We start from the raw sequence: 19099 nt of genomic DNA on the forward strand, positions 1-19099 counted from the left end.
TTAGAATTCCTCTCCCATTGTGTCAAATCCATTGAATTCATAAGTGTAGAAATTCGTAGATTGGTTTTCTGTGGAACGGTTAATATAATATTGCAGGTCGGATGTGTATTGACTAAGATCGGTAAAAATGAATGGGCTATGAGTCATGGCAATCAGAAAAGCACAACTGTTGCATGATATTACGTCATGCAAGATTTTCTGTTGCCATTCGACAGATAGGGATAATTCTGGCTCGTCGAAAAGAAGTGCGAACTTTTTTTCTGGTTCAAGTAATAATTTAGAGAATAATGAAACAACTTGCTTTTCACCGGAGGAGAGTTCTCCAAACTTGATTTCATTTCCAGTTTCTTTGCAAATAATTTCTGTTTTTAAGCTTATTTGGTCATAAATCATTACTTTGTTAACGAAATATTTTGAACATAACTCTGAAAATTTCTCCAAAGCTTGGTCGCTATTTCTTTGATCTAGAAATGCCATAACCATTTTTGATAAAAAATATACCAGCGATGGATCAGTTTTGGATTGAAATATTTCTCCTGATTCTACTAGCGTAATAATTTTCTTTTTATCTGTTGTCGATAAGGTGGTTGCCACTCGACTTAGAGCAATACTTATTTTGTCTTTGTTTTCATTAATTATGGCTAGGTCATCCGCGTTAACTTTCAAGCCGTTCACAAGTCGAGTGAGAATTTCACTATTAATCCTAGCCATCGACTCTTTTGAGGACTCTAAGACGTTGTTTCTCATGCCCTCAAGTTTTTTCTCGACATCAGTCAATCCGAACTGTATTAGCTCCTTACCGCCTAGTTCTTGTGAAATGCCAATAGACAGGCCGTCATCTTCAATTCGACGATAAGTTGGCAAGTACAAACTTTCCAGTGGGAATCCATCATCTATTTCCTTGATTAGATCGCTGCATTCTTTGTTTATTGCAATGACGTCTCTGTCTTCTATTAATTCTCTGACTGCCATTAAGCTAATGGTTATACCGGTTGTTTCAATGATTTTATTTATTTCTCTCCTTGCTATTGTGGTGGGTATTGGTTTTGTAGCAACATCAATTATTTTTGTTAATACATCGGGCGGCAGTTTTCTTGATAAATAATTGAGTGCTTTCGAATCGTAGTCGTATGCAATGTTATCTTTTTTTATTGAAATTGGAGGCCTTCCCGTTAGTTTTATTGTTGCAGATTCAAAATTAATTGATCGCAGTTTTTTAAAGTTTTTAGAAAATATGGCATCCATTATTTTTAATATTGTTGTTTTGCCTTGTCCGTTTTCTGATAAAAGAATTTTGTATGGTGAATCAAAGGTTATTCTCACGTTTTTGTGGCCGTGAAGTTTTTCTATGTCAAAATATTCGATCACGTTTTGCATGGATTTTCTCTTTTTGTTAATAAAAAAATTCTGTATTTGCAGAGCTGGGAAATTTTTTTATGGAGAATAAATTTTAGGAAGAGATTGGAGTTAAAAATTTAATAGGATCAGTCGACTACATATTTTATTCTGCGCTGTAGTTTGTCGCATGGGACAGAGAGTGTCGCGCCCCCCGTGGTCTGTAACACGGGGGGCTACGGCTACATCATGAAAAATGCCCTTGTTCTTGTTGATGGTGGCTGCTATGTTAACCAATGTCAACGGCAACTACTTCCTTGGCCTACAGGCGACGCACGACATTTTGCAGAGAGGGCAGGCAGAGAAGCCTGAAGTCAACGCCCTCCGGTTTCCATACCTTTGCGTCTTACACCTCCATTCCGCAAGCCGACATGACAACTTCCCCTTTAAAACCAAGGGAGTGGAGTTGTGTAGCCTGTCGCTAGGCACTCGGCTCCATTCCGCAAATGAATGGAGCCTTCATGTCTCTGACTACTCATTGCGAGCCGCAACCGGATGCTTGCAAACCAAGCTTCCTGCTTGCCGGCCATGACACGCTGCAGTGCGCTTACTACCTGCACCGCAGCGCATTTTGCTCGCTGGACTTCTCGTCGCTACTTCTCGAAAGGGAGCGCCTGCGCCAAGCCAAGCTCAGGGATGCTTGCATCCTGACGCTTGGCGGGATCGACTGGTCGTTGAAACCCTATGGCAGCGGTTCAGGCTATCCGCTGGTGATGGAGAATGCCGAATTCAAGGTGGAGTTTGGCGAGTTCAACAGTCCTTCCTTCTTTGTGACCTACCGCAGCCAGGCGCTATGGCAGTTCGGTGCGCGCGTATTGCATGAGCGTTTCATGCAATGGGTTGATGCAGTCGGGCTGGTCAGTGCGAAGCCGCCGTCACTGTCCCGTGTCGATTTCACCTTCGATTACTTTCTGCCGTCGCGGGACTTCGATTTGAACAGCTTTGTCACCTTGGCCGGCAAGGACAGCCAGTACCGTGAAAACGGGCAAGAGCAGACCTTTGCCTTCGGTAAGGGCGACGTGATGCTGCGGGTCTACGACAAGATTGCCGAGATTGCGCAACAGAGCGACAAGGTGTGGTTCTTTCCGTTGTGGGGTGTCGAGCAGGGGGTGTGGCGCATTGAGTGGCAAGTGCGCAAAACGATCCTGAAACGCTTTGGCATCCGCACCATGGATGACCTGTTCGAGCGGCAGGCGGATTGCTTGCGCTATCTGGCGAACGAGCATGACAGCCTGCGCATACCAACGGCAGACAGTAACTGCTCACGTTGGCCGCTGCATCCACTCTGGGTCGATCTGCACAGCCGTATCGAGCAGCTGAACGGGCAGGGGGTGTATCGGGAGATTGATCCGCAAATGGTGCTGGATGAGCGCTTGATGCGTATCGGCATCAGCCTGTACGGCTACGCCAAGCGCGTGGCGGCGATTGAGTGCTTGCGTGGTGGCCATGCCTTCCTGTCGCTGGATGATACGTTGCTCAGGATCGATCGCTTGCTGCATCGGGTGCATGATGCCGCCACCTGGCAGCAGGACGTGGACAAGCGCGTTACCGAAATGAGGCTAGGCTTATGAAAAACCCTCGCCAAAATCAGTTGCCGTACGAGTTGGCTTTCTATGGGTATGAAGCTACTTCGGAGTTGCGTCAGGCCGAGCTAAGGCAATGGACGCTGTATCTGCCGGACTTGCTGCCATCCCTGCTGCAAAGCATCGACAAGGACTAAACCAAGCCGCCTAGCCTTGCCGGCGGACCAACGCGAGCGCTTGCGCCGCGTGGGCCGGCGGCAAGGCCTACAGGCGGCGATTCCGCTTCGTGAGGTTGCCATGGCTGTTGCCCTGTATGCCCGTGTTTCCACTGTCCGTCAGGCAGACAACGATTTATCCATACCCGACCAGTTGCGCCAGATGCGTGAGTGGTGCGAGCGGCAGGGGTATGTCATTGGTCATGAATATGTCGAGCCGGGTGCGTCGGCGACCGATGATCGCCGCCCCGTGCTGCAAGACATGATGCAAGAGGCGCTGCGCTCGCCGTCACCGTTTGAGGCCATCGTGGTGCATAGCCTGTCGCGTTTCTTCCGCGACTCGGTGAGCATGGGGCTGTACGAGCGCAAGTTGGCCAAGTTCGGGGTGAAGCTCATTTCCATCACCCAGATGACCGGCGACGACCCAGCCGGTGAAATGGCACGCAAGATTTTCAGTGTGTTTGACGAGTACCAGAGCAAGGAAAACGGCAAGCACACCTCCCGAGCCATGAAGGAGAACGCGCGACAAGGATTCAATAACGGCTCACAGCCGCCGTATGGCTATTGCACGGTAGAAGCGGAGGCGACAACTTCCCGTGGCCGTCACAAAAAGCGGCTGGCGGTATACGAGCCGGAGGCTACCGTGGTTCGGCAGATTTATGCGCTGTACCTGCATGGCTATCAAGGGCGTCCCATGGGGATGAAGGAAATTGCCGGCCATCTGACGAAGCGTGGGCTGCTGATGCGCGGCAAGCCGTGGCGTATGCAAATGGTGTATGGCGTGCTATCGAAGGAGCTGTATGTCGGCGTGCGCTATTTCAACGTCACCCAAGCCAAAACGCGGCGGCGTAACCCGCCTGAGCAATGGGTCAAACAGGAAGTTGATGCGATTATTGATCGCGCTACCTTTGACGACGTGCGAGCGCTACGAAGCGCTCGCGCGCCGTCGAAGGTGGCTCCCCGCATGGTTAGTAGTGACACCTTGCTGACAGGGTTGCTGAAATGTGGGCATTGCGGGGCGGCAATGACGCTGGCTACCGGCAAGGGCGGGCGTTACCGCTATTACAAGTGCACCAACCGGCAGAACAAGCAGAATGACATTTGCGACAGCAAGAACATTCCAATGGAGCGGCTGGATGATGCCGTGTTGCGGTTCTTCGCTGAACAATGGCTGGTGCCGGAGCGTGTTGGTGGCCTGCTGACCGAGTGGCGGCAGCAGCTGAGCCTGCGCAAGTCAGGGCAGCAGGATCGTTATGCCCAAGTGCAGCGCACGCTGGCCGATATCGAAGCACGGCAGGCGCGATTGCTGGATGCAATCGAGTCAGGGGCGCTGCCAGTGGCCGACCTGTCGATTCGCTCGCGGCTGGACAGGCTAAAGGCGGAACGCGAGGCGCAGCTGGTGGAGTTGGCAGGTATCAAGCGAGTTCAGGCAGTGCCGGAGAAGGACATCACACCACAGCAGATTGGGGTGTTCTGTCAGGTGTTGCGCGACCGGCTACAGATGGACAAGGTGTTTGCCAAGCAGTATCTCAAGGTGCTGCTGCGGGATATCCGTATTACAGCGGCAGGCGAGGCGGTGATGAGCGGTAGTTATGAAGGGCTGGCGCAAACAGTGCTGAAAACAAAAAGAGGCACCGAGTCGGTGCCTTCTTTTGTTCGTGTCTGGCGTCCCCACGGGGAATCGAACCCCGGCCGCCGCCGTGAAAGGGCAGTGTTCTAACCGCTAAACTATAGGGACTGAAGTGGTGGAGATAAGCGGGATCGAACCGCTGACCTCTTGCATGCCATGCAAGCGCTCTCCCAGCTGAGCTATACCCCCACTGGCTTCGTATCGCTGTGTTGCGTTACGAATTGGCGTGCACTTTAACGTCTGGTTTTTACCAAGTCAAGCCTGTTTTTAAAAAATTATGCGCTTTTGACATGTTTCAAATGACAGGTTATTGATTTTAATGCGGTTATTGCTTTTTGCATGGCGGTCGGCCGCTTGGCGATGATCGCGCCATAGGGCTTTGCGCGCGGCTGCCGGCGGCGAAAGCGTGCAAAACATGGCGGATCGTTAAATTGCGGCCACTTTGCCGCCGGCATCGATGTTTCTGTGCCACCCCTCCTGCACTGGCTGCCCTGGTGCGGCTCCGGCCGTTTGTGACTCGCCGCGCGCGGTGCCCCTGCCGCGCGCCCGCTGCCTTCTTTGGGTTCTCCGTTTTCTCCCCTGGTCTGTCTGCTTGCGTGGCGACCGACGCGGCGTTTTGCCGCGTGCCTTGGCACCGTGTTGGCGGGACATTTGCGTCCGGTTTTCAGTGCCGTCGGCAGTTCGAACGGGATAAAGATGAGCGGAATGACCCGTTGCAAAATTTCCAAAGATGTTGTCGGTAAAGCTGTCATTTATCTGATTGATGAAATGATGTTTGTCTAATTAAAACAAAGACATATATCTTGCGTGCTATTTTTTGAATCAGCCGGAAAACGGGGCGGAAACTCCTCAGCAACTATGTATAGTAGCGGCGTCATCCGATAGGTCCCGACGTGGAATCACGGCGTCGGCCTTGTGGCCAGACTATGTGAACTGACTTGACTGTTTGTAACTGACATCTTTCGGCTATTGATTTTAAAAGTAGCTGTTGCAAGTAAAACAACAAGTGTCAGCAAGATAAGTGGCCGGCGCCGGCGCCTGCCGACGGGATGCCAAAAAGGGGGCGCGTTCCTGTCGGGCGGGTGGCTGGGCCATCGAGGCAGCACGGCGGGGCTATCGGAACAGACGAAGCAAGACTTGGTTGTGGCGTGTTGCCTGCGGCCGGGAGCGGGCACGATGCGGTGCCGCTTCCGGCTGCCGCCGCCACGCAGGAAAAGGGGATGGCCGGATCGGGCAGGGCGCTGGGCGCCACCTGCCGGCCGCCCGGGTTACACGAAAGGAACGTATGTCTATTGCAGCAGCGCCAGCCTGGCCGCGCCTGATGGCGCGCGGCGGCACCATGTTGTCACTTGTCTTGACCCTGTTTGCCGCCCCCGGCATGGCCCAGAGCAGCAAGGCCCTGCCGCAGAACCAGGGCACCGCGACGGCAGCGGCTGCAGTGGAGCGCGAGGGTGAGCTGGAGGTGATCCACGTCCACTACTTCGACAAGAGCACCGGCAACCGCTACTACCTGAAGACGGAAGAGGGCCGCGTCGAGCTGAAGTTCAAGGGCAAGGGCCCGCGCCAGCCTAGCGGCACCAGGGTGCGGGTGAAGGGTTCGCTCAGCAATAATGTGCTGGCGCTGGATAGCACCACCAGCTACCAGGTGCTGGCGCTGGCAACGTCGAATACCTTCGGCGACCAGAAAACCGCGGTGCTGCTGGTCAACTTCCAGGACAACCAGACGCAGCCGTATACCGTGAGCCAGGCCAACACCACCGTGTTCGGCAGCAGCAGCGATTTCATCAAGGAAAACTCGTCGCAGCAGACCTGGCTGAGCGGCAATGTCTACGGCTGGCTGACCCTGCCGATCAACCAGACTTGCAGCCCGGACAACGTGGCCGCCTACGCCAACCAGGCCGCCAAGAACGCCGGCATCGACCTGACGCAGTATCCGCGCCGCATCTACGTGATGCCGAAAAACAGTGCCTGCACCTGGTCCGGCATGGGCACCGTCGGCGGTGCGCCGTCGTCGTCGTGGCTGAACGGCTCGCTGTATCGCGGGGTGGTGACGCACGAGATGGGGCACAACCTGGGCCTGTGGCACTCGCATTCGCTGGATTGCGGTGCGACTACGCTGGGCAGCAGCTGCAACCGCAGCGAGTACGGCGATGCCTTCGACACCATGGGTAATGGCGGCGTGCACTACAACGCGTTCCAGAAGGAGCGCCTGGGCTGGCTGAATTACAACACTTCCCCGGCTATTGCCACCGTGGAAAGCGGCAGTACCACCGTCACCTTGGCGCCGTACGCAGCGGCCGGCAGCGGCACCAAGGCGCTGAAGGTACTGAAGGGCGTGGATGCGACAACTGGGCAGAAGAGCTGGTACTACGTCGAGTTCCGTCAGCCGCTGGGCTTCGACAGCGATATCTCGCGTTTCCCGTGGGCGGTCAATGGCGTGCTGGTGCGTACCGGTACCGACAACAGCGGCGACACCAGCGACCTGCTGGACCTGACGCCGAACAGCTCGGCCACCGACGACATCAGCGATTCGCCGCTGGCGGTGGGCAAGACCTTCACCGATAGCGGCAGTGGCGTGAGCATTTCGCTGCTGTCGGCAAGCAGCAGCGGCGCCACGGTGAGCGTGGCGACCGGCGGGCAACCGCCGGCGCAGCCGGTGTGCACCCGCGGCAACCCGAGTGTGGCGCTGACGCCGGGGCAAAGCCCGTCGGTGGCGGCCGGCACGGCGGTGAACTTCAGCCTGAGCGTGACCAATACCGACTCCAGCGCCTGCAGCAGCTCGCAGTTCAGCCTGGCGGCCACGCTGCCGGCCGGCTGGAGCAGCCTGCCGCTGTCGACGCTGACCCTGGCACCGGGTGCCAGCACCAGTACCACGCTGAGCGTGACGTCGGCAACGACCGCGGCTGCCGGCTCCTACGGCTTGAGCGTCGTTGCGGCCAACGTTGGCAGCACGACCTACCGCGCCACGGCCGCGGCAACCTATGTGGTGGCCAGCGGCACGACCAGCACCAGCAACAAGCCGCCGGTGGCGGTCAATGACGGCGCGGCGACCAAGATCGGCACCGCCGTGAAGGTGGTGGTGCTGGGCAATGACTACGATCCGGAAGGCAAGCCGCTACAGGTGAAGACCGTGGGCGTGCCGGCGCGTGGCAAGGCGGTGCTCAATAGCGACGGCAGCGTCACCTATACCCCGAACGGCAAGTTCAAGGGCAGCGACAGCTTCAGCTACAGCATCAGCGACGGGGCCGCAACGGCCAGCGCGGTGGTGTCGGTGCAGGTGAGCAGATAAGGCTGCGCAGTATCGTCAGCAACAAAAAGCCCGGCTTGCGCCGGGCTTTTTTCGATACGCCGGTCTGGCTTACAGGCAGGCGCTCGGCAGGTTGTTGTTGTAGTTGTCCAGTCTGGTGGCCAGGCTGCGGGCCAGGCTGGCGTCAGTAGCGCTGACCTTGCCGGTGTAGCCGTTACCAGTGAACTGGTACTTGGTCAGCAGCGCATTGGCTGCCGCGATGGCCTCAGTGACTTTGGCGCAGGTACCTGCCCCTGCTGCGTAGTTCAGTTCAGCCGCTACCAGTTGCGCCGCCATGTTGAACAGCGGATCGCTGGCTTTCTTGGTACCGCCAAAGGTGGACTTGTTGAGCAAGCTGACTGCCTTGCTGCAATCCGGTGCCACGTCAGGGTTGGCCACGCTACCGTGCAGGTAGAAGCTGTTTACCTGGATACCGGTAGGTTCAGCCAGGGCCATGGTACGGTCGAGAACAGGCGCTTGCTTGCCGCCACTCTGTTTGCAGGAAGCCCAGTTTTTCCAGAAACCGATGGTGCGGGCCTGGCCTTCCGGCGGTGGTACGTTGTCGATGGTGAAGCTCACAGACTGACCGGCAGCGGCGCTAAAGCCGACGCAAGTAGTGCTGTTGTCACCGCCATTGGGTGGCGAGAAGGCGCCGGGCATGGAGGACAGGGAAGTTGTCCAGCCAGCCAGAATACCCTGTTCGCACAGCTGGTAATCGCCGGGAACCACCTTGTCAAAGGTGATGGTGCCACCGTTGCCGGCATTGGCCTGCAGGGTCTGCAGGATGGTGCCGTCCGCTGCGGCCGATGCACCGGTACGCAGGCTGAAGGTGAACACTTCACTACCAGTGATGGGTGCGCCCTTGAAGGTCTTGATTACCTGCACCTCGGCCCGCTTGGTGTTCTTGAACAGGCAGGAGAACACTTTGCCGGCATCGGCTGGGTAATTGACGGTAAAGGAGCAGGTGGTGGCCTGAGGGTCAGCGTTGACACTGTTCAGGTCCCAGCCATTCTTCAGCGTTTCGGTCACGGTGTAGACACCTTCGGAAAGCGCGAACGGTTGGCCGCCGGCTTCGAACGCAACTGCACCACCACCGGCATCAGCTTCGGCAACTACACCAATGCCTGCGCCAGGGCCAGTCAGGGTAAAGCTCCACTTGAAGTCGGGATCACCAGACTGCAGCACCGGATCGGTGACTTTCTGCACTTCTGCAGTGGCCGGACCAAATGCCCGCTTGTTGGCGAACACGGCAGTGCCCAGACAGATCGGTGTGCTGTCGGTGACAGTCAGGTCGACACTGCGCGAGTTGCTGGTCGCATCGGCCAGTATCCCGGTTGTTTCAACGTTGGCCGCATTGACGAACACGGTTTCCTCAACCACTTGATAGGTATCCGGCACCAGCCCGGTCAGGGAGACCGACTTGGTGGCGCCACTATCGCCGAAGTTGAAGGTCAGCTCTTTGCTGTCCTGGTAGGTCGCATCACCCAGGCGGGTAATGGTGAAGCGGATTACGTATTTCTCACCCGCTGCCAGGAACGACATCGATTCCGCGTCGATGCTCTTGTCGATCTTCAGCTCAGCGGCCGAACTCGACACGATGGCGACGTTGACCGGACCGGAAACCTGCGGGCTGCCATCTTTCGGTGTCAGTGTCGCAGTGTCGGTCAGGGTGCCGGAAGTGATTTTCTGGCCATTCAGGTGAATGGTCTTCAGGAACACGACCGAACCACTGCCGCTTTGTTCGCCGGATGTCCAGTTAACCGGACCGACGGTCTTGGTGCCAAGTACATAAGCCGGATTGAAGCTGCCGGCGACGCTGCCGCCCAGGCTATCGACCGAGAACTGCAGGAAGTTGCCAGTGATCGACTCGGTGTCGGTGATGACCGCGGTGGCGTTGGTGGTGGTGCCGGTGCTGATGGCGGCACTGGCGGTGGCGGTGGTGTTACCCGGTACCGCTATACCGGTGGCCTTGTCGATGTAGGTCGCGGTGGCCACGTCGTTGAAGGCGCCTTCGCTACCATCTGCCGCATCCAGAATCTGCGTATTGGTCAGCACTTTGACTTCGGTCTTGGCGGCCACATCAACCTCACCCGATGTCGCGGTACTGCCGACCTGGGTGGACTGGGTCAGGCCCTTGTAGATCTTGTCGGAGACACTGACGGTGATGGTGCGCGATGCCGGGTTCTTGGCGTAGACGTTGGTAGTGACGGTGATCTTGCCGTTGATGGCTGCCGAGCGGGTCCACTCGATGGTGATTTCCACCGGTAGCTGGTCATCGAAATCCCTGGCGCAGACATTGCCGAAGGAAACACTGGTCGGGTTGGCCTGCTTGGTGATGTTCCAGGTGTAGTCGGTGTCCTGGGTGGCGGTCATGTCCTTGCGCAGTTCCTGCGGCAGGATTTCTTTCACCGGAATGGACACGTCACGCGCGCCGATGCCGGCGGTGCCGAAGGTCTCGTTGGCCAGGTTGGCGTGCAGCGACGATCCCGGGTACAGGTGCGAACCCAGTGCCAGCCGCGCGTAGTAGTCAAACACGCAGGTGCTGTTCTTGTTCTGGTTGATGGTGACCAGCCGGTAGATCGACTTGTCGGTACCACCGATGCCGGGGCTGAGTACTGTCTGGGCGCCAACGCTTTGAATCGAGCAGGTGCCGCTGGAGAGGGCTGCATTCTTGGTCAGTGTCGACAGCACGTCGTAGCCGGGTTTGCCGGCATCTTCATGATCGACGACCACCGCGATGGTGTATTGCTGGCTTGCCGGTGCGGAGTTGCCGGCATCGACCGTCAGCCGGTAGGGCACCAGGTCCAGCTCGTTCCAGCCCTTGCCGAGGTTGCCGCTGGTGTAGACCGCATCGGGGCAGACAAACTGGCCGCTGCCATTGGGCAGGGTGATGGAACCGTCATTGCGGCAGCCTTCCAGGGTGGTGGAGACGTGATCCGGCGCGACGGCCGAGGCCGGTGTCGGGCTGAGCAGCAGGAACAGCGTGCTGAACAGCAGGGCGAAAAACCTGAATAGGGGTTGTTTGAAGCCCGCCGTACTACAGGTGGCGGGTGTGCGTATTGCGGAAGCCTGGAGCGGCTTCCCGAGGCCGTTGGGACTCATGTTACACCTCCTTTGAAGCTATCAAAGGCGGTTCCTTGCCTAGGAATCGCGCGAGATTCCCCTCCTGCATTCAATCAAATGAAAAATACCGCCAGTACTGTTCTGCCGCTTTTGTTTGTAGCTGTGGCTTCAGCCTGCAAGCCGGATGCGGCCTCCTCCGGCAATGTCTGCCGTGAGTGGCCGATGCGATTACAGAACGCGCTAAACGTGGTTCGCCTCCTTCCTGTCTTGGGCGGCTGGTACGCTGTATCGTAGAACACTGTGACAATAGATTCAACGAAATATTTAAAATATGGCAGCAGCAAAATGGCAAGAGATTCCTGCCGCCATCAGCATTTCTGGGGCTTTATCGGTACTCGGGAACGGCTAGTGGCCGTTGTTGATTGCGTGCGTAGTTGCCCAGCACGCGCGGTACATACTGCATGGTCTCCTGGTAGGGCGGCACGCGGTTGCCGTAACGCGCCACCGCCTGTTCGCCGGCGTTGTAGGCCGCCAGCACCAGCCTGAGGTCGTTGTCGAAGCGGCCCATCAGCTCGCGCAGGTATTGCGCGCCGGCGCGGACGTTCTGTCCCGGGTCGTACAGGTCGGTCACGCCGTAACGTCCGGCGGTGGCCGGCATCAACTGCATCAAGCCAATCGCGCCCTTGGGCGACACCGCGCGCCAGTTGTAACCGGATTCGGTGGCGATGACCGCGTGCAGCAGGGCAGCGTCCAGGTTTAGGGTCTGCGCGGTGCTGTCGATCAGCTGGCTCCAGCGTGCGCGCTGGCTGGCACGGTACGCTGTGCCGGTCTTGCGCTTGCCGGCCGTGATTTCAGCGTTGTCGCGCGGCGTGCTCAGGGCCAGCCGGTAACGCTTGTCCTGCGGCACGTTGCTGAAGTGCGTGGTGCCGTCGGCGTCGGTAAAGGCGTAGATGTTGGCGTCGACGACCGGCGCCAGGAGCAGCAGCAAGACGGTCAGCAGCGCCGGTCTTTGCCGGCCGCGAGCCGGCCCGGCACGGGGCAGGCAGGTAAGGATTGCCATGATGGTTTCCTCTGGTGGGTCAAACGTCAGTAACTTCCGCTACGGAAGCGATAGCCCTTGTAGTTCAAGATCACGCCATCGGCCTGGATGCTTTCCAGTGTCATGCCGGCCACGACGTCGTCACCGGCGCGCCGTACCCGGTCGTTGATGATCACCAGTCGTTCCGAATCTTCGGCGGAGGAGGAGAAGCCGGAGATCACGACCGTGTCACCAATCTCTTTTTGCAGTGCCGCCGGCAGTTCGTGCAGGCTGAACACGCGGTTGTCGATGCGGCTGACGGGCGCCGCTTCGGTTGCCGGCGCCGGGGTCGCTGTCGTTTGCGCGGCCGGCTTGCCTGCCGCCGCGATACGGCTTTCCTTGCGGCCGGGCACCGGGGCGGCGGGTGCCGGCTGCGCCGGTGCCTGCTGGATCTCGCTACCTGGCGCGGCCGGCAGCGGACCGATCGCCGGCGGCAGGTAAACCACCTTCGTTTCGACCGGCGGTGTCCTGCTGTCGAGGGCAACGCTGCTGTCGGCCGGACCGGGCGCGGCCGGCCGGATCGTCTCCAGTGCCTGCCAGCCGAACAGCATGCCGGCCGCGGCGAGGCCGCTGCCAAGCAGCAGAACCGGCAACAGTACCGGCAACAGGTAGCGCCAGCGCGGCTTGCCCGGCGTCGCCTGGATGCTCTGCGCGGCGTGGATGGAGTGCACGGTCGGCGTGCTGTGGCGTTGCCGTTCCTGATCGGCCTTGAGCAAGGCGTCGAGTATGTAGGACATGATCACTCCTTCCGGATGGTGGCGGACGTGGTGGCGCTCAGGCGTGGCGAGTCGGGGTCGCCGGCCTGGGTTAGCCGTATCAGGGTCAGCGGCCCGGCGATGCCGTCGCCGGGCAGGTCGTGTTGCAGCTGGAATTGGCGTACCAGTGTCGAGAGCCCGGCATCGTAGCTTGCGGCCAACGTTTTGCCGCCGGCATCCGGTGGTTGGCCCAGCTGTTGCCGTAGCCAGGCGACCGCCAGGCTGCGGCTGCCGGGTGCCAGCGGTTGCTGGTAGTGCGGCGGCGGCATCCACAGCGCGGTGTAGCGCCCGTTCCAGGCCTGTGCCAGCGCCTGTCGCGTCAGCAGGTGCGGTTGCTGGCCGATGAGCACCCGCGCCTGTTCGCCTTCCAGGGCCAGCAGGGTCAGGTGCTGCAGCTGGCCGTCGGGCTGCTGCAGCTGCAATACCGCCGGCAGGTTGAGGCGGCGCAGGGCGTCGAGGTCGCCGCTGCCGCTCAGGCAGCGGGCGCCGAACAGTTCGGCCTGCTGGCAGGCGCCGGCCTCGTCGCTGACCGGCGCCGGAATCCGCCATTGCCTAAGCAGTGTGCGGTAGGCCTGAGCCTGCGCGATTTCGGCGGCCGGCAGCGGCGCCGGCAGGCGTGCCAGCGCGGCGGGGCGGGGGGCGGTGGCGGCCAGCCGGGCCGGTGCCGTGGTAAGGGTTGCCGTGGTGGCGGCCGGCGCAGGCGCTCGCTGACCGGCCGGCTGCGCGCCATAGAACAGCACGGCGGCGACCGCGACGGTGCTGAGCAGGGCGCCGCTGGCGAGGGCCAGCTTGTGCCACGGGCGGACCGGGCTGCTGTTGAACACCTCCCGCGCCGCCTGCCGCACCGTGGCGCGGTCGACGCGCGCCTTGCCCTGCGCGTAGCAGCCGAGCAGGGCGCGGTCGCACAGCACGTTCAGCTTGCGCGGCACGCCGCCGCTGCAGCTGAACAGCAGCCGCATCACCGCCGGCGGGAACAGATCGAGATGGCTGCCGGCCACGCTCAGCCGGTGCTGGATGTAGGGGGCGATTTCGTCGCGCTGCAAGGGGCCGAGGTGGTAGCGGGCGACGATGCGCTGCGACAGCTGCCGCAATTCCGGCCGTGCCAGCTTGTCGCGCAGTTCCGGCTGCCCCAGCAGGATGATGTGCAGCAGCTTGCACTCGCGCGTTTCCAGATTGGTCAGCAGCCGCACCTGCTCCAGCACCTCGTCGCTCAGGTTCTGCGCTTCGTCGATGATCAGCAGCGTGGTGCGTCCCTGCGCGTGGGCGGCCAGCAGGTGCTTGTTGATGAGGTCGACATAGGTCTTGTTGCCGTGCTCGGCGGGCAGGGCGATATGCAACTCCTCGCACAGGGTGGCCAGCAGCTCCGGCACCGTGAGCTTGGGGTTGATGACGAAGGCGACATCGCAGTGTGCGGGCAGTTGTTCCAGGAAGCAGCGGCACAGCGTGGTCTTGCCGGCGCCGACCTCTCCGGTCAGCAGCACGAAACCGCCTTCGCCCCTGATGCTGTACATCAGGTGGGCTAGCGCTTCGCGGTGCTGCTGGCTCATGAACAGATAGCGCGGATCGGGCGCGATCGAGAACGGAGAGTCGGCAAGGCCATAGTGACTGGTGTACATGGCGCGACCTGCTGTGGTGTGCTATCCGATTCAGTACGGTTGAAAAAAAGTATAGTTTGGCGTCCGGCGTTTGCCGCCGCCCTTTTCTTAAACGGCACCGCCGCCGCCTCGGCGCTTCCTGTTACAGCTGCCGGTGGTGCTGCTATCGCTCACGCCCTGCCTTTCTGGCCTCACCCCGGCGCTCCCGGCCTACCGCTGCCGGTATCCCATCCGTTTTTGCTAGCAAAAGCCATATGCGTTGTCTTTGCATTGCGTCTAGCACTGAAGAATGGATGGCGAAAGCCGGCTTGGCCTTCTATAAAAGTATTTGTCTGAATTCTGTTGTAAGCATGATTAACAACTGGGTCAAGTAGCTTACTGCGTGGCAGGCCGCGTCGGGGCGGGGCTGGCTGGCGGATCGAGGCGTGAAATCTATGTATAGCCTTTCTCGGAAGCGATGCGTCGCGGCGGGGTTCACCTTGCTGGAATTGCTGGTGGTGCTGGTGATCATCGGCCTGCTGGCCGGCTACGTGGCGCCGCGCTACTTCGCGCAGGTCGGCAAGGCCGAGGTGAAGACGGCGCAGGCGCAGGTGGACGCGCTGGAAAAGTCGCTCGACCAGTACCGGCTGGATACCGGCCGCTATCCCACCACCGAACAAGGGTTGGCCGCACTGTACACGCGCCCGGCCGACGAGCCGAAGTGGCAGGGGCCGTACCTGAAAAAGGCGCCGCCGCCAGACCCGTGGGGACGGCCCTACCAGTATCGCCAGCCGGGGGAGCGCGGCGAGTACGACTTGTACAGCTACGGCAAGGACGGGCAGTCCGGTGGCTCGGGCGAGGATGCCGATATCGGCAGCTAGGTCAGGAACATCATGTATTTCGAGATCAAGGCCATCAACCCCGATGGCGAGGTAGCGGTCCTGGTGCTGGAAGCCGTCAGCGATGGCGAAGCCGTCAGCCAGGCGCAGGACCAGGGCTACGCCGTGCTGGCGGTCAAGCCGCGCAGCCTCTCGTGGACATGGTCGCGTTCCCGTTTCCAGCTGGCGCTGTTCACCCAGGAACTGCTCGCACTGCTGGAGGCCGGACTGGCGCTGGTGGAGGCCATCGAGGCGCTGAACGAGAAGGAAACGCGCCCGGAGTCGCGGCGCATCCTGGGCCAGATCATCCTGCGTCTGCACGAGGGGCTGTCGCTGTCGGCGGCGCTGCAGCAGTTCCCGCAGACCTTCCCCTCGCTGTATGTCGCCACCGTGCGCGCCAGCGAGAAAACCGGCGACCTGCAGAATGCGCTCGGCCGCTACCTCGCCTACCAGACCCAGGTCGACGCGGTGCGCAAGAAGGTGATCAGCGCCTCCATCTATCCGGCGCTCCTGATCCTGGCCGGCGGCGCGGTGCTGCTGTTCCTGATCGGCTACGTGGTGCCGCGCTTCGCCCAGGTCTACGAAACGATGGGCAGCGACCTGCCGCTGTTCTCGCGGCTGCTGCTGGCCTGGGGCAACCTGTTGCAGGCCCATGCCGTGTTCCTGCTGCCGGCGCTGTTGCTGCTGCTGGTCGCGGCCGGCTACCTGCTGACCCGCCCCGAGGTCATCCGCCGGCTGGGCGAATGGCTGTGGAAGATCCCGTCGCTGGGCGAGCGCATGCGCCTGTACCAGCTGGCGCGGCTGTACCGGATGCTGGGCATGCTGCTGGTCGGCGGCACGCCGGTGGTGCCGGCGCTGGCGATGGTGTCCGGCGTGCTGCAGGCCTCGCTGCGGCTGCGGCTGCAGCAGGCGGCGCGCGACATCAGCGACGGCAAGCCGATTTCCGGTGCGCTGCACAGCCACGGGCTGACCACGCCGGTGGCGCTGCGCATGCTGCGCGTCGGGGAACGCAGCGGGCAGATGGGCAGCATGATGGGCCGCATCGCCGGCTTTTACGAGGAAGAGATGGCCCTGGCGGTGGAGCGCTTCATGCGCACGTTCGAGCCGGTGCTGATGGTGTTCATCGGGCTGGTCATCGGCATCGTGGTGGTGCTGATGTACCTCCCCATCTTCGAGCTGGCCGGGAGCATCCAATGAGCCGCGACCTTTCCCTCCCCGAGCCGGCGGCGTTCAGCGCCCGGCAACTGCAGCAGGCGCGCGACGACGCGCAGCGCTACCAGCGGCCGCTGCTGGCGGTACTGGAAGAGGGCAGCGGCCTGGCGCCGGACGCCTTCGTGCGCAGCCTGGCCGCCACCGCGCACTACCCGGCGCTGGCGATGGCCGACATCGAGCAGCTGCAACCGGCCTTCGACGTGATCGCCTATCCCGACGCGGTGCGGCAGGAGTGCATGGCCTGCCGCGACGCCGACGGCGCGCTGCGCATCCTGTTCAGCAACCCGTTCGATGCGGCGCTGCAGGACTGGGTGCACTGCGCGGTGCAGCCGGCCGCCAGCTGGTATCTGGTACACCGCGGCGACCTGGCCGCCTTTCTCGCCCGCTACGAGGAATCCTGGCGCGCCATCGACGTGCTGCTGGGCACTGCGGCGAACCCTGTGGAAACCGCGCAGGCGGTGGAAGACATTTCCTACAAGTCGATCAGCGAGGACACCAGCCAGGTGGTGAAGCTGGTGCACTCGGTGATCTACGACGCGCTGAAGATGGGCGCCAGCGACATCCACCTGGAGTCGGTGGGCAACGGGCTGGTGATGAAGTACCGCATCGACGGCGTGCTGCTGAGCGTGGGCAGCCTCAACGGCGCCGATCTGGCCGAGCAGATGGTGTCGCGGGTGAAGGTGATGTCGGAGCTGGACATCGCCGAGCGGCGCATCCCGCAGGACGGGCGCTTCAAGATCGCGATGCAGGGGCGCGAGGTCGATTTCCGCGTCTCCATCATGCCCAACATCCTCGGCGAGGACGCGGTGCTGCGCATCCTCGACCGGCGCACGCTGACCGACAGCCAGCAGGCGCTGCGCCTGGACAGCCTGGGCTTCGACCACCAGCTGATCGGCGAGATCCGCCGCTACATCAGCGAGCCGTACGGCATGGTGCTGGTCACCGGCCCCACCGGCAGCGGCAAGACCACCACCCTGTACGCGGCGGTGACCGAGATCAACTCCGGCAGCGACAAGATCATCACCATCGAGGACCCGGTCGAGTACCAGCTGCCGGGGGTGCTGCAGATCCAGGTCAACGAGAAGAAGGGGCTGACCTTCGTGCGCGGCCTGCGCTCCATCCTGCGCCACGACCCGGACAAGATCCTGGTCGGCGAAATCCGCGACCCCGAGACGGCGCAGATCGCGGTGCAGGCGGCGCTGACCGGGCACCTGGTATTCACCACCGTGCACGCCAACAACGTGTTCGACGTCATCGGCCGTTTCATCCACATGGACATTGAGCCGTACAGCTTCGTCTCGGCGCTGAACTGCATCTTCGCGCAGCGCCTGGTGCGGCTGAACTGCCCATTCTGCTCGCAGCCGGAGCGGCTGAGCGCGGCGCAACTGCAGGCCGCCGGCCTGCCGGCCGAGCTGGCCACGCACGACGGCTTTCGCAGCGGGCGCGGTTGCGGCCACTGCCGCGGCACCGGCTACAAGGGACGCAAGGCGATCGGCGAGATGCTGCGCCTGACCGACGAGATCCGCGAGCTGATCGTGGCGCGCGAACCGATCCGCCACATCAAGGAAGCCGCGCGCCGCAACGGCACCCGTTTTCTGCGCGAGGCCGCGATCGACATGGTCAAGCGCGGTGAAACCACACTACAGGAAATCAATCGTGTCACTTTCGTTGCATGAGCGAATCGGCTTGTCGCTGGCGCCGGAACGCGCGGTCTGCCTGCGGCTGTCGCGCGGCCTGCGGCCACGGCTGGTCGAGCGTGCGGTGGCCACCTGCCCGCCGGCGGAGCAGGGGCCGGCGTGGCGCCCGGCGCTGGCCGCCCTGCGCGGCCTGCTGCAGGAGAAGCCGCTGCCGCCGCGCGCAGCCACGCTGGTGCTGTCCAACCATTTCGTGCGCTATCAGCTGATCCCGTGGCGCGAGGGACTGGACACCCCGGAAGAGTGGCAGGCGCTGGTGCAGCACGCCTTCCAGCAGGTCTATGGCGACGCCGCCGCGCAGTGGCTGTACCGCTGGAGCGGCAGCGGCTACGGCGGGCCGCTGCTGGCCAGCGCCATCGACAGAGAACTGCTGCAGGAAGCCGCCGCGCTGGCGCAGGAGGCCGGCCTGCGGCTTGTGTCGGTGCAGCCCTACCTGATGGCGGCCTGCAACCACTGGCGCGGCGAGGTCAAGGTTGGCCGCGGCGCCTTCCTGCTGGCGGAGCCGGGGCGGGCGGGGCTGGCCTGCTTTGACGAGCAGGGCTGGAGCGACCTGGTGTTCGAGCCGCTGGACGGCGACATCGCCACCGCCTTGCCGGCGGTATTGCCGCGCATGCTGTTGCGCCTGCAGCGCAGCCCCCTGCCGCTGGACGTGTACGCCTTTGCCGGCGACGGCAGCGCGCTGGTGTGGCCCGAGCCGCAGACGCTGCGCCTGCGCCCGCTGGCGCTGCCGTCGGCGCTGGCGGCCCTGTCCATGCCGGACCGGGCCGCCTGCAGCATGGCGCTGCTGGGAGACTGA

At 61.2% G+C, this 19099-nt stretch carries 13 protein-coding genes, 2 tRNA genes and 1 pseudogene; 8 read left to right on the plus strand and 8 right to left on the minus strand.

Annotated features, from left to right (window positions below):
* The gene (locus IE100_RS09090) at window positions 1-1377 is read right to left on the minus strand and encodes an AAA family ATPase (protein ID WP_189373776.1); all 1377 of its coding nucleotides are present in this window, start codon (window positions 1375-1377) and stop codon (window positions 1-3) included.
* Window positions 1378-1856: 479 nt separating this feature from the next.
* On the opposite strand from IE100_RS09090, the gene IE100_RS09095 reads away from it, so the two are divergent.
* The 3 genes and pseudogenes from IE100_RS09095 to IE100_RS16590 all read left to right on the plus strand — a co-directional run.
* Window positions 1857-2966 carry a phage/plasmid replication domain-containing protein gene (locus IE100_RS09095; RefSeq protein ID WP_189373777.1) on the plus strand — a complete coding sequence of 370 codons (1110 nt, stop codon included), beginning with the start codon at window positions 1857-1859 and terminating at the stop codon, window positions 2964-2966.
* A complete protein-coding gene (locus IE100_RS09100; protein WP_189373778.1) occupies window positions 2963-3115 on the plus strand; it encodes a hypothetical protein in 153 nt (50 codons plus the stop codon). Before IE100_RS09095 ends, IE100_RS09100 begins: the two co-directional genes overlap by 4 nt.
* Before the next feature lie 100 nt (window positions 3116-3215).
* Window positions 3216-4274: pseudogene (locus tag IE100_RS16590) on the plus strand (recombinase family protein); the annotation flags it as partial.
* Between the two features lie 522 nt (window positions 4275-4796).
* On the opposite strand, the gene IE100_RS09115 reads toward IE100_RS16590, so the two are convergent.
* From IE100_RS09115 to IE100_RS09125, 3 genes are all read right to left on the minus strand, one after another.
* A tRNA-Glu gene (locus tag IE100_RS09115) sits at window positions 4797-4871 on the minus strand.
* Between the two features lie 5 nt (window positions 4872-4876).
* Window positions 4877-4952, minus strand: a tRNA-Ala gene (locus tag IE100_RS09120).
* Between the two features lie 86 nt (window positions 4953-5038).
* A complete protein-coding gene (locus IE100_RS09125; protein WP_189373779.1) occupies window positions 5039-5515 on the minus strand; it encodes a hypothetical protein in 477 nt (158 codons plus the stop codon).
* 533 nt (window positions 5516-6048) lie between these two features.
* On the opposite strand from IE100_RS09125, the gene IE100_RS09130 reads away from it, so the two are divergent.
* Window positions 6049-8052 carry an Ig-like domain-containing protein gene (locus tag IE100_RS09130; RefSeq protein ID WP_189373780.1) on the plus strand — a complete coding sequence of 668 codons (2004 nt, stop codon included), beginning with the start codon at window positions 6049-6051 and terminating at the stop codon, window positions 8050-8052.
* Between the two features lie 69 nt (window positions 8053-8121).
* Here IE100_RS09130 and IE100_RS09135 read toward each other — a convergent pair whose 3' ends face one another.
* From IE100_RS09135 to IE100_RS09150, 4 genes are all read right to left on the minus strand, one after another.
* The gene (locus IE100_RS09135) at window positions 8122-11151 is read right to left on the minus strand and encodes a hypothetical protein (RefSeq protein WP_189373781.1); all 3030 of its coding nucleotides are present in this window, start codon (window positions 11149-11151) and stop codon (window positions 8122-8124) included.
* Between the two features lie 346 nt (window positions 11152-11497).
* Entirely contained in the window at window positions 11498-12172 is a 675-nt protein-coding gene (locus tag IE100_RS09140) for a lytic transglycosylase domain-containing protein (protein ID WP_189373782.1), read from the minus strand.
* A gap of 26 nt (window positions 12173-12198) precedes the next feature.
* The gene (locus IE100_RS09145) at window positions 12199-12927 is read right to left on the minus strand and encodes a general secretion pathway protein GspB (protein WP_189373783.1); all 729 of its coding nucleotides are present in this window, start codon (window positions 12925-12927) and stop codon (window positions 12199-12201) included.
* A gap of 2 nt (window positions 12928-12929) precedes the next feature.
* Window positions 12930-14561 (minus strand): AAA family ATPase, encoded by a 1632-nt coding sequence (locus IE100_RS09150; RefSeq protein ID WP_189373784.1) that lies wholly within the window; start codon window positions 14559-14561, stop codon window positions 12930-12932.
* Between the two features lie 413 nt (window positions 14562-14974).
* Here IE100_RS09150 and gspG point away from each other — a divergent pair, with 413 nt between their 5' ends.
* From gspG to IE100_RS09170, 4 genes are read left to right on the plus strand one after another with little or no spacing between them, the layout of a single operon-like run.
* Window positions 14975-15400 carry a type II secretion system major pseudopilin GspG gene (gspG, locus tag IE100_RS09155; RefSeq protein ID WP_189373937.1) on the plus strand — a complete coding sequence of 142 codons (426 nt, stop codon included), beginning with the start codon at window positions 14975-14977 and terminating at the stop codon, window positions 15398-15400.
* Window positions 15401-15412: 12 nt separating this feature from the next.
* A complete protein-coding gene (locus IE100_RS09160) occupies window positions 15413-16594 on the plus strand; it encodes a type II secretion system F family protein (RefSeq protein WP_189373785.1) in 1182 nt (393 codons plus the stop codon).
* The gene (locus IE100_RS09165) at window positions 16591-18285 is read left to right on the plus strand and encodes a GspE/PulE family protein (RefSeq protein WP_189373786.1); all 1695 of its coding nucleotides are present in this window, start codon (window positions 16591-16593) and stop codon (window positions 18283-18285) included. Before IE100_RS09160 ends, IE100_RS09165 begins: the two co-directional genes overlap by 4 nt.
* Window positions 18266-19099, plus strand: a complete 834-nt coding sequence (locus IE100_RS09170; RefSeq protein ID WP_189373787.1) for a hypothetical protein — start codon at window positions 18266-18268, stop codon at window positions 19097-19099. The genes IE100_RS09165 and IE100_RS09170 overlap by 20 nt, the downstream gene beginning before the upstream one ends.

This window comes from Vogesella alkaliphila (assembly GCF_014652475.1).
Lineage (GTDB): Bacteria > Pseudomonadota > Gammaproteobacteria > Burkholderiales > Chromobacteriaceae > Vogesella > Vogesella alkaliphila.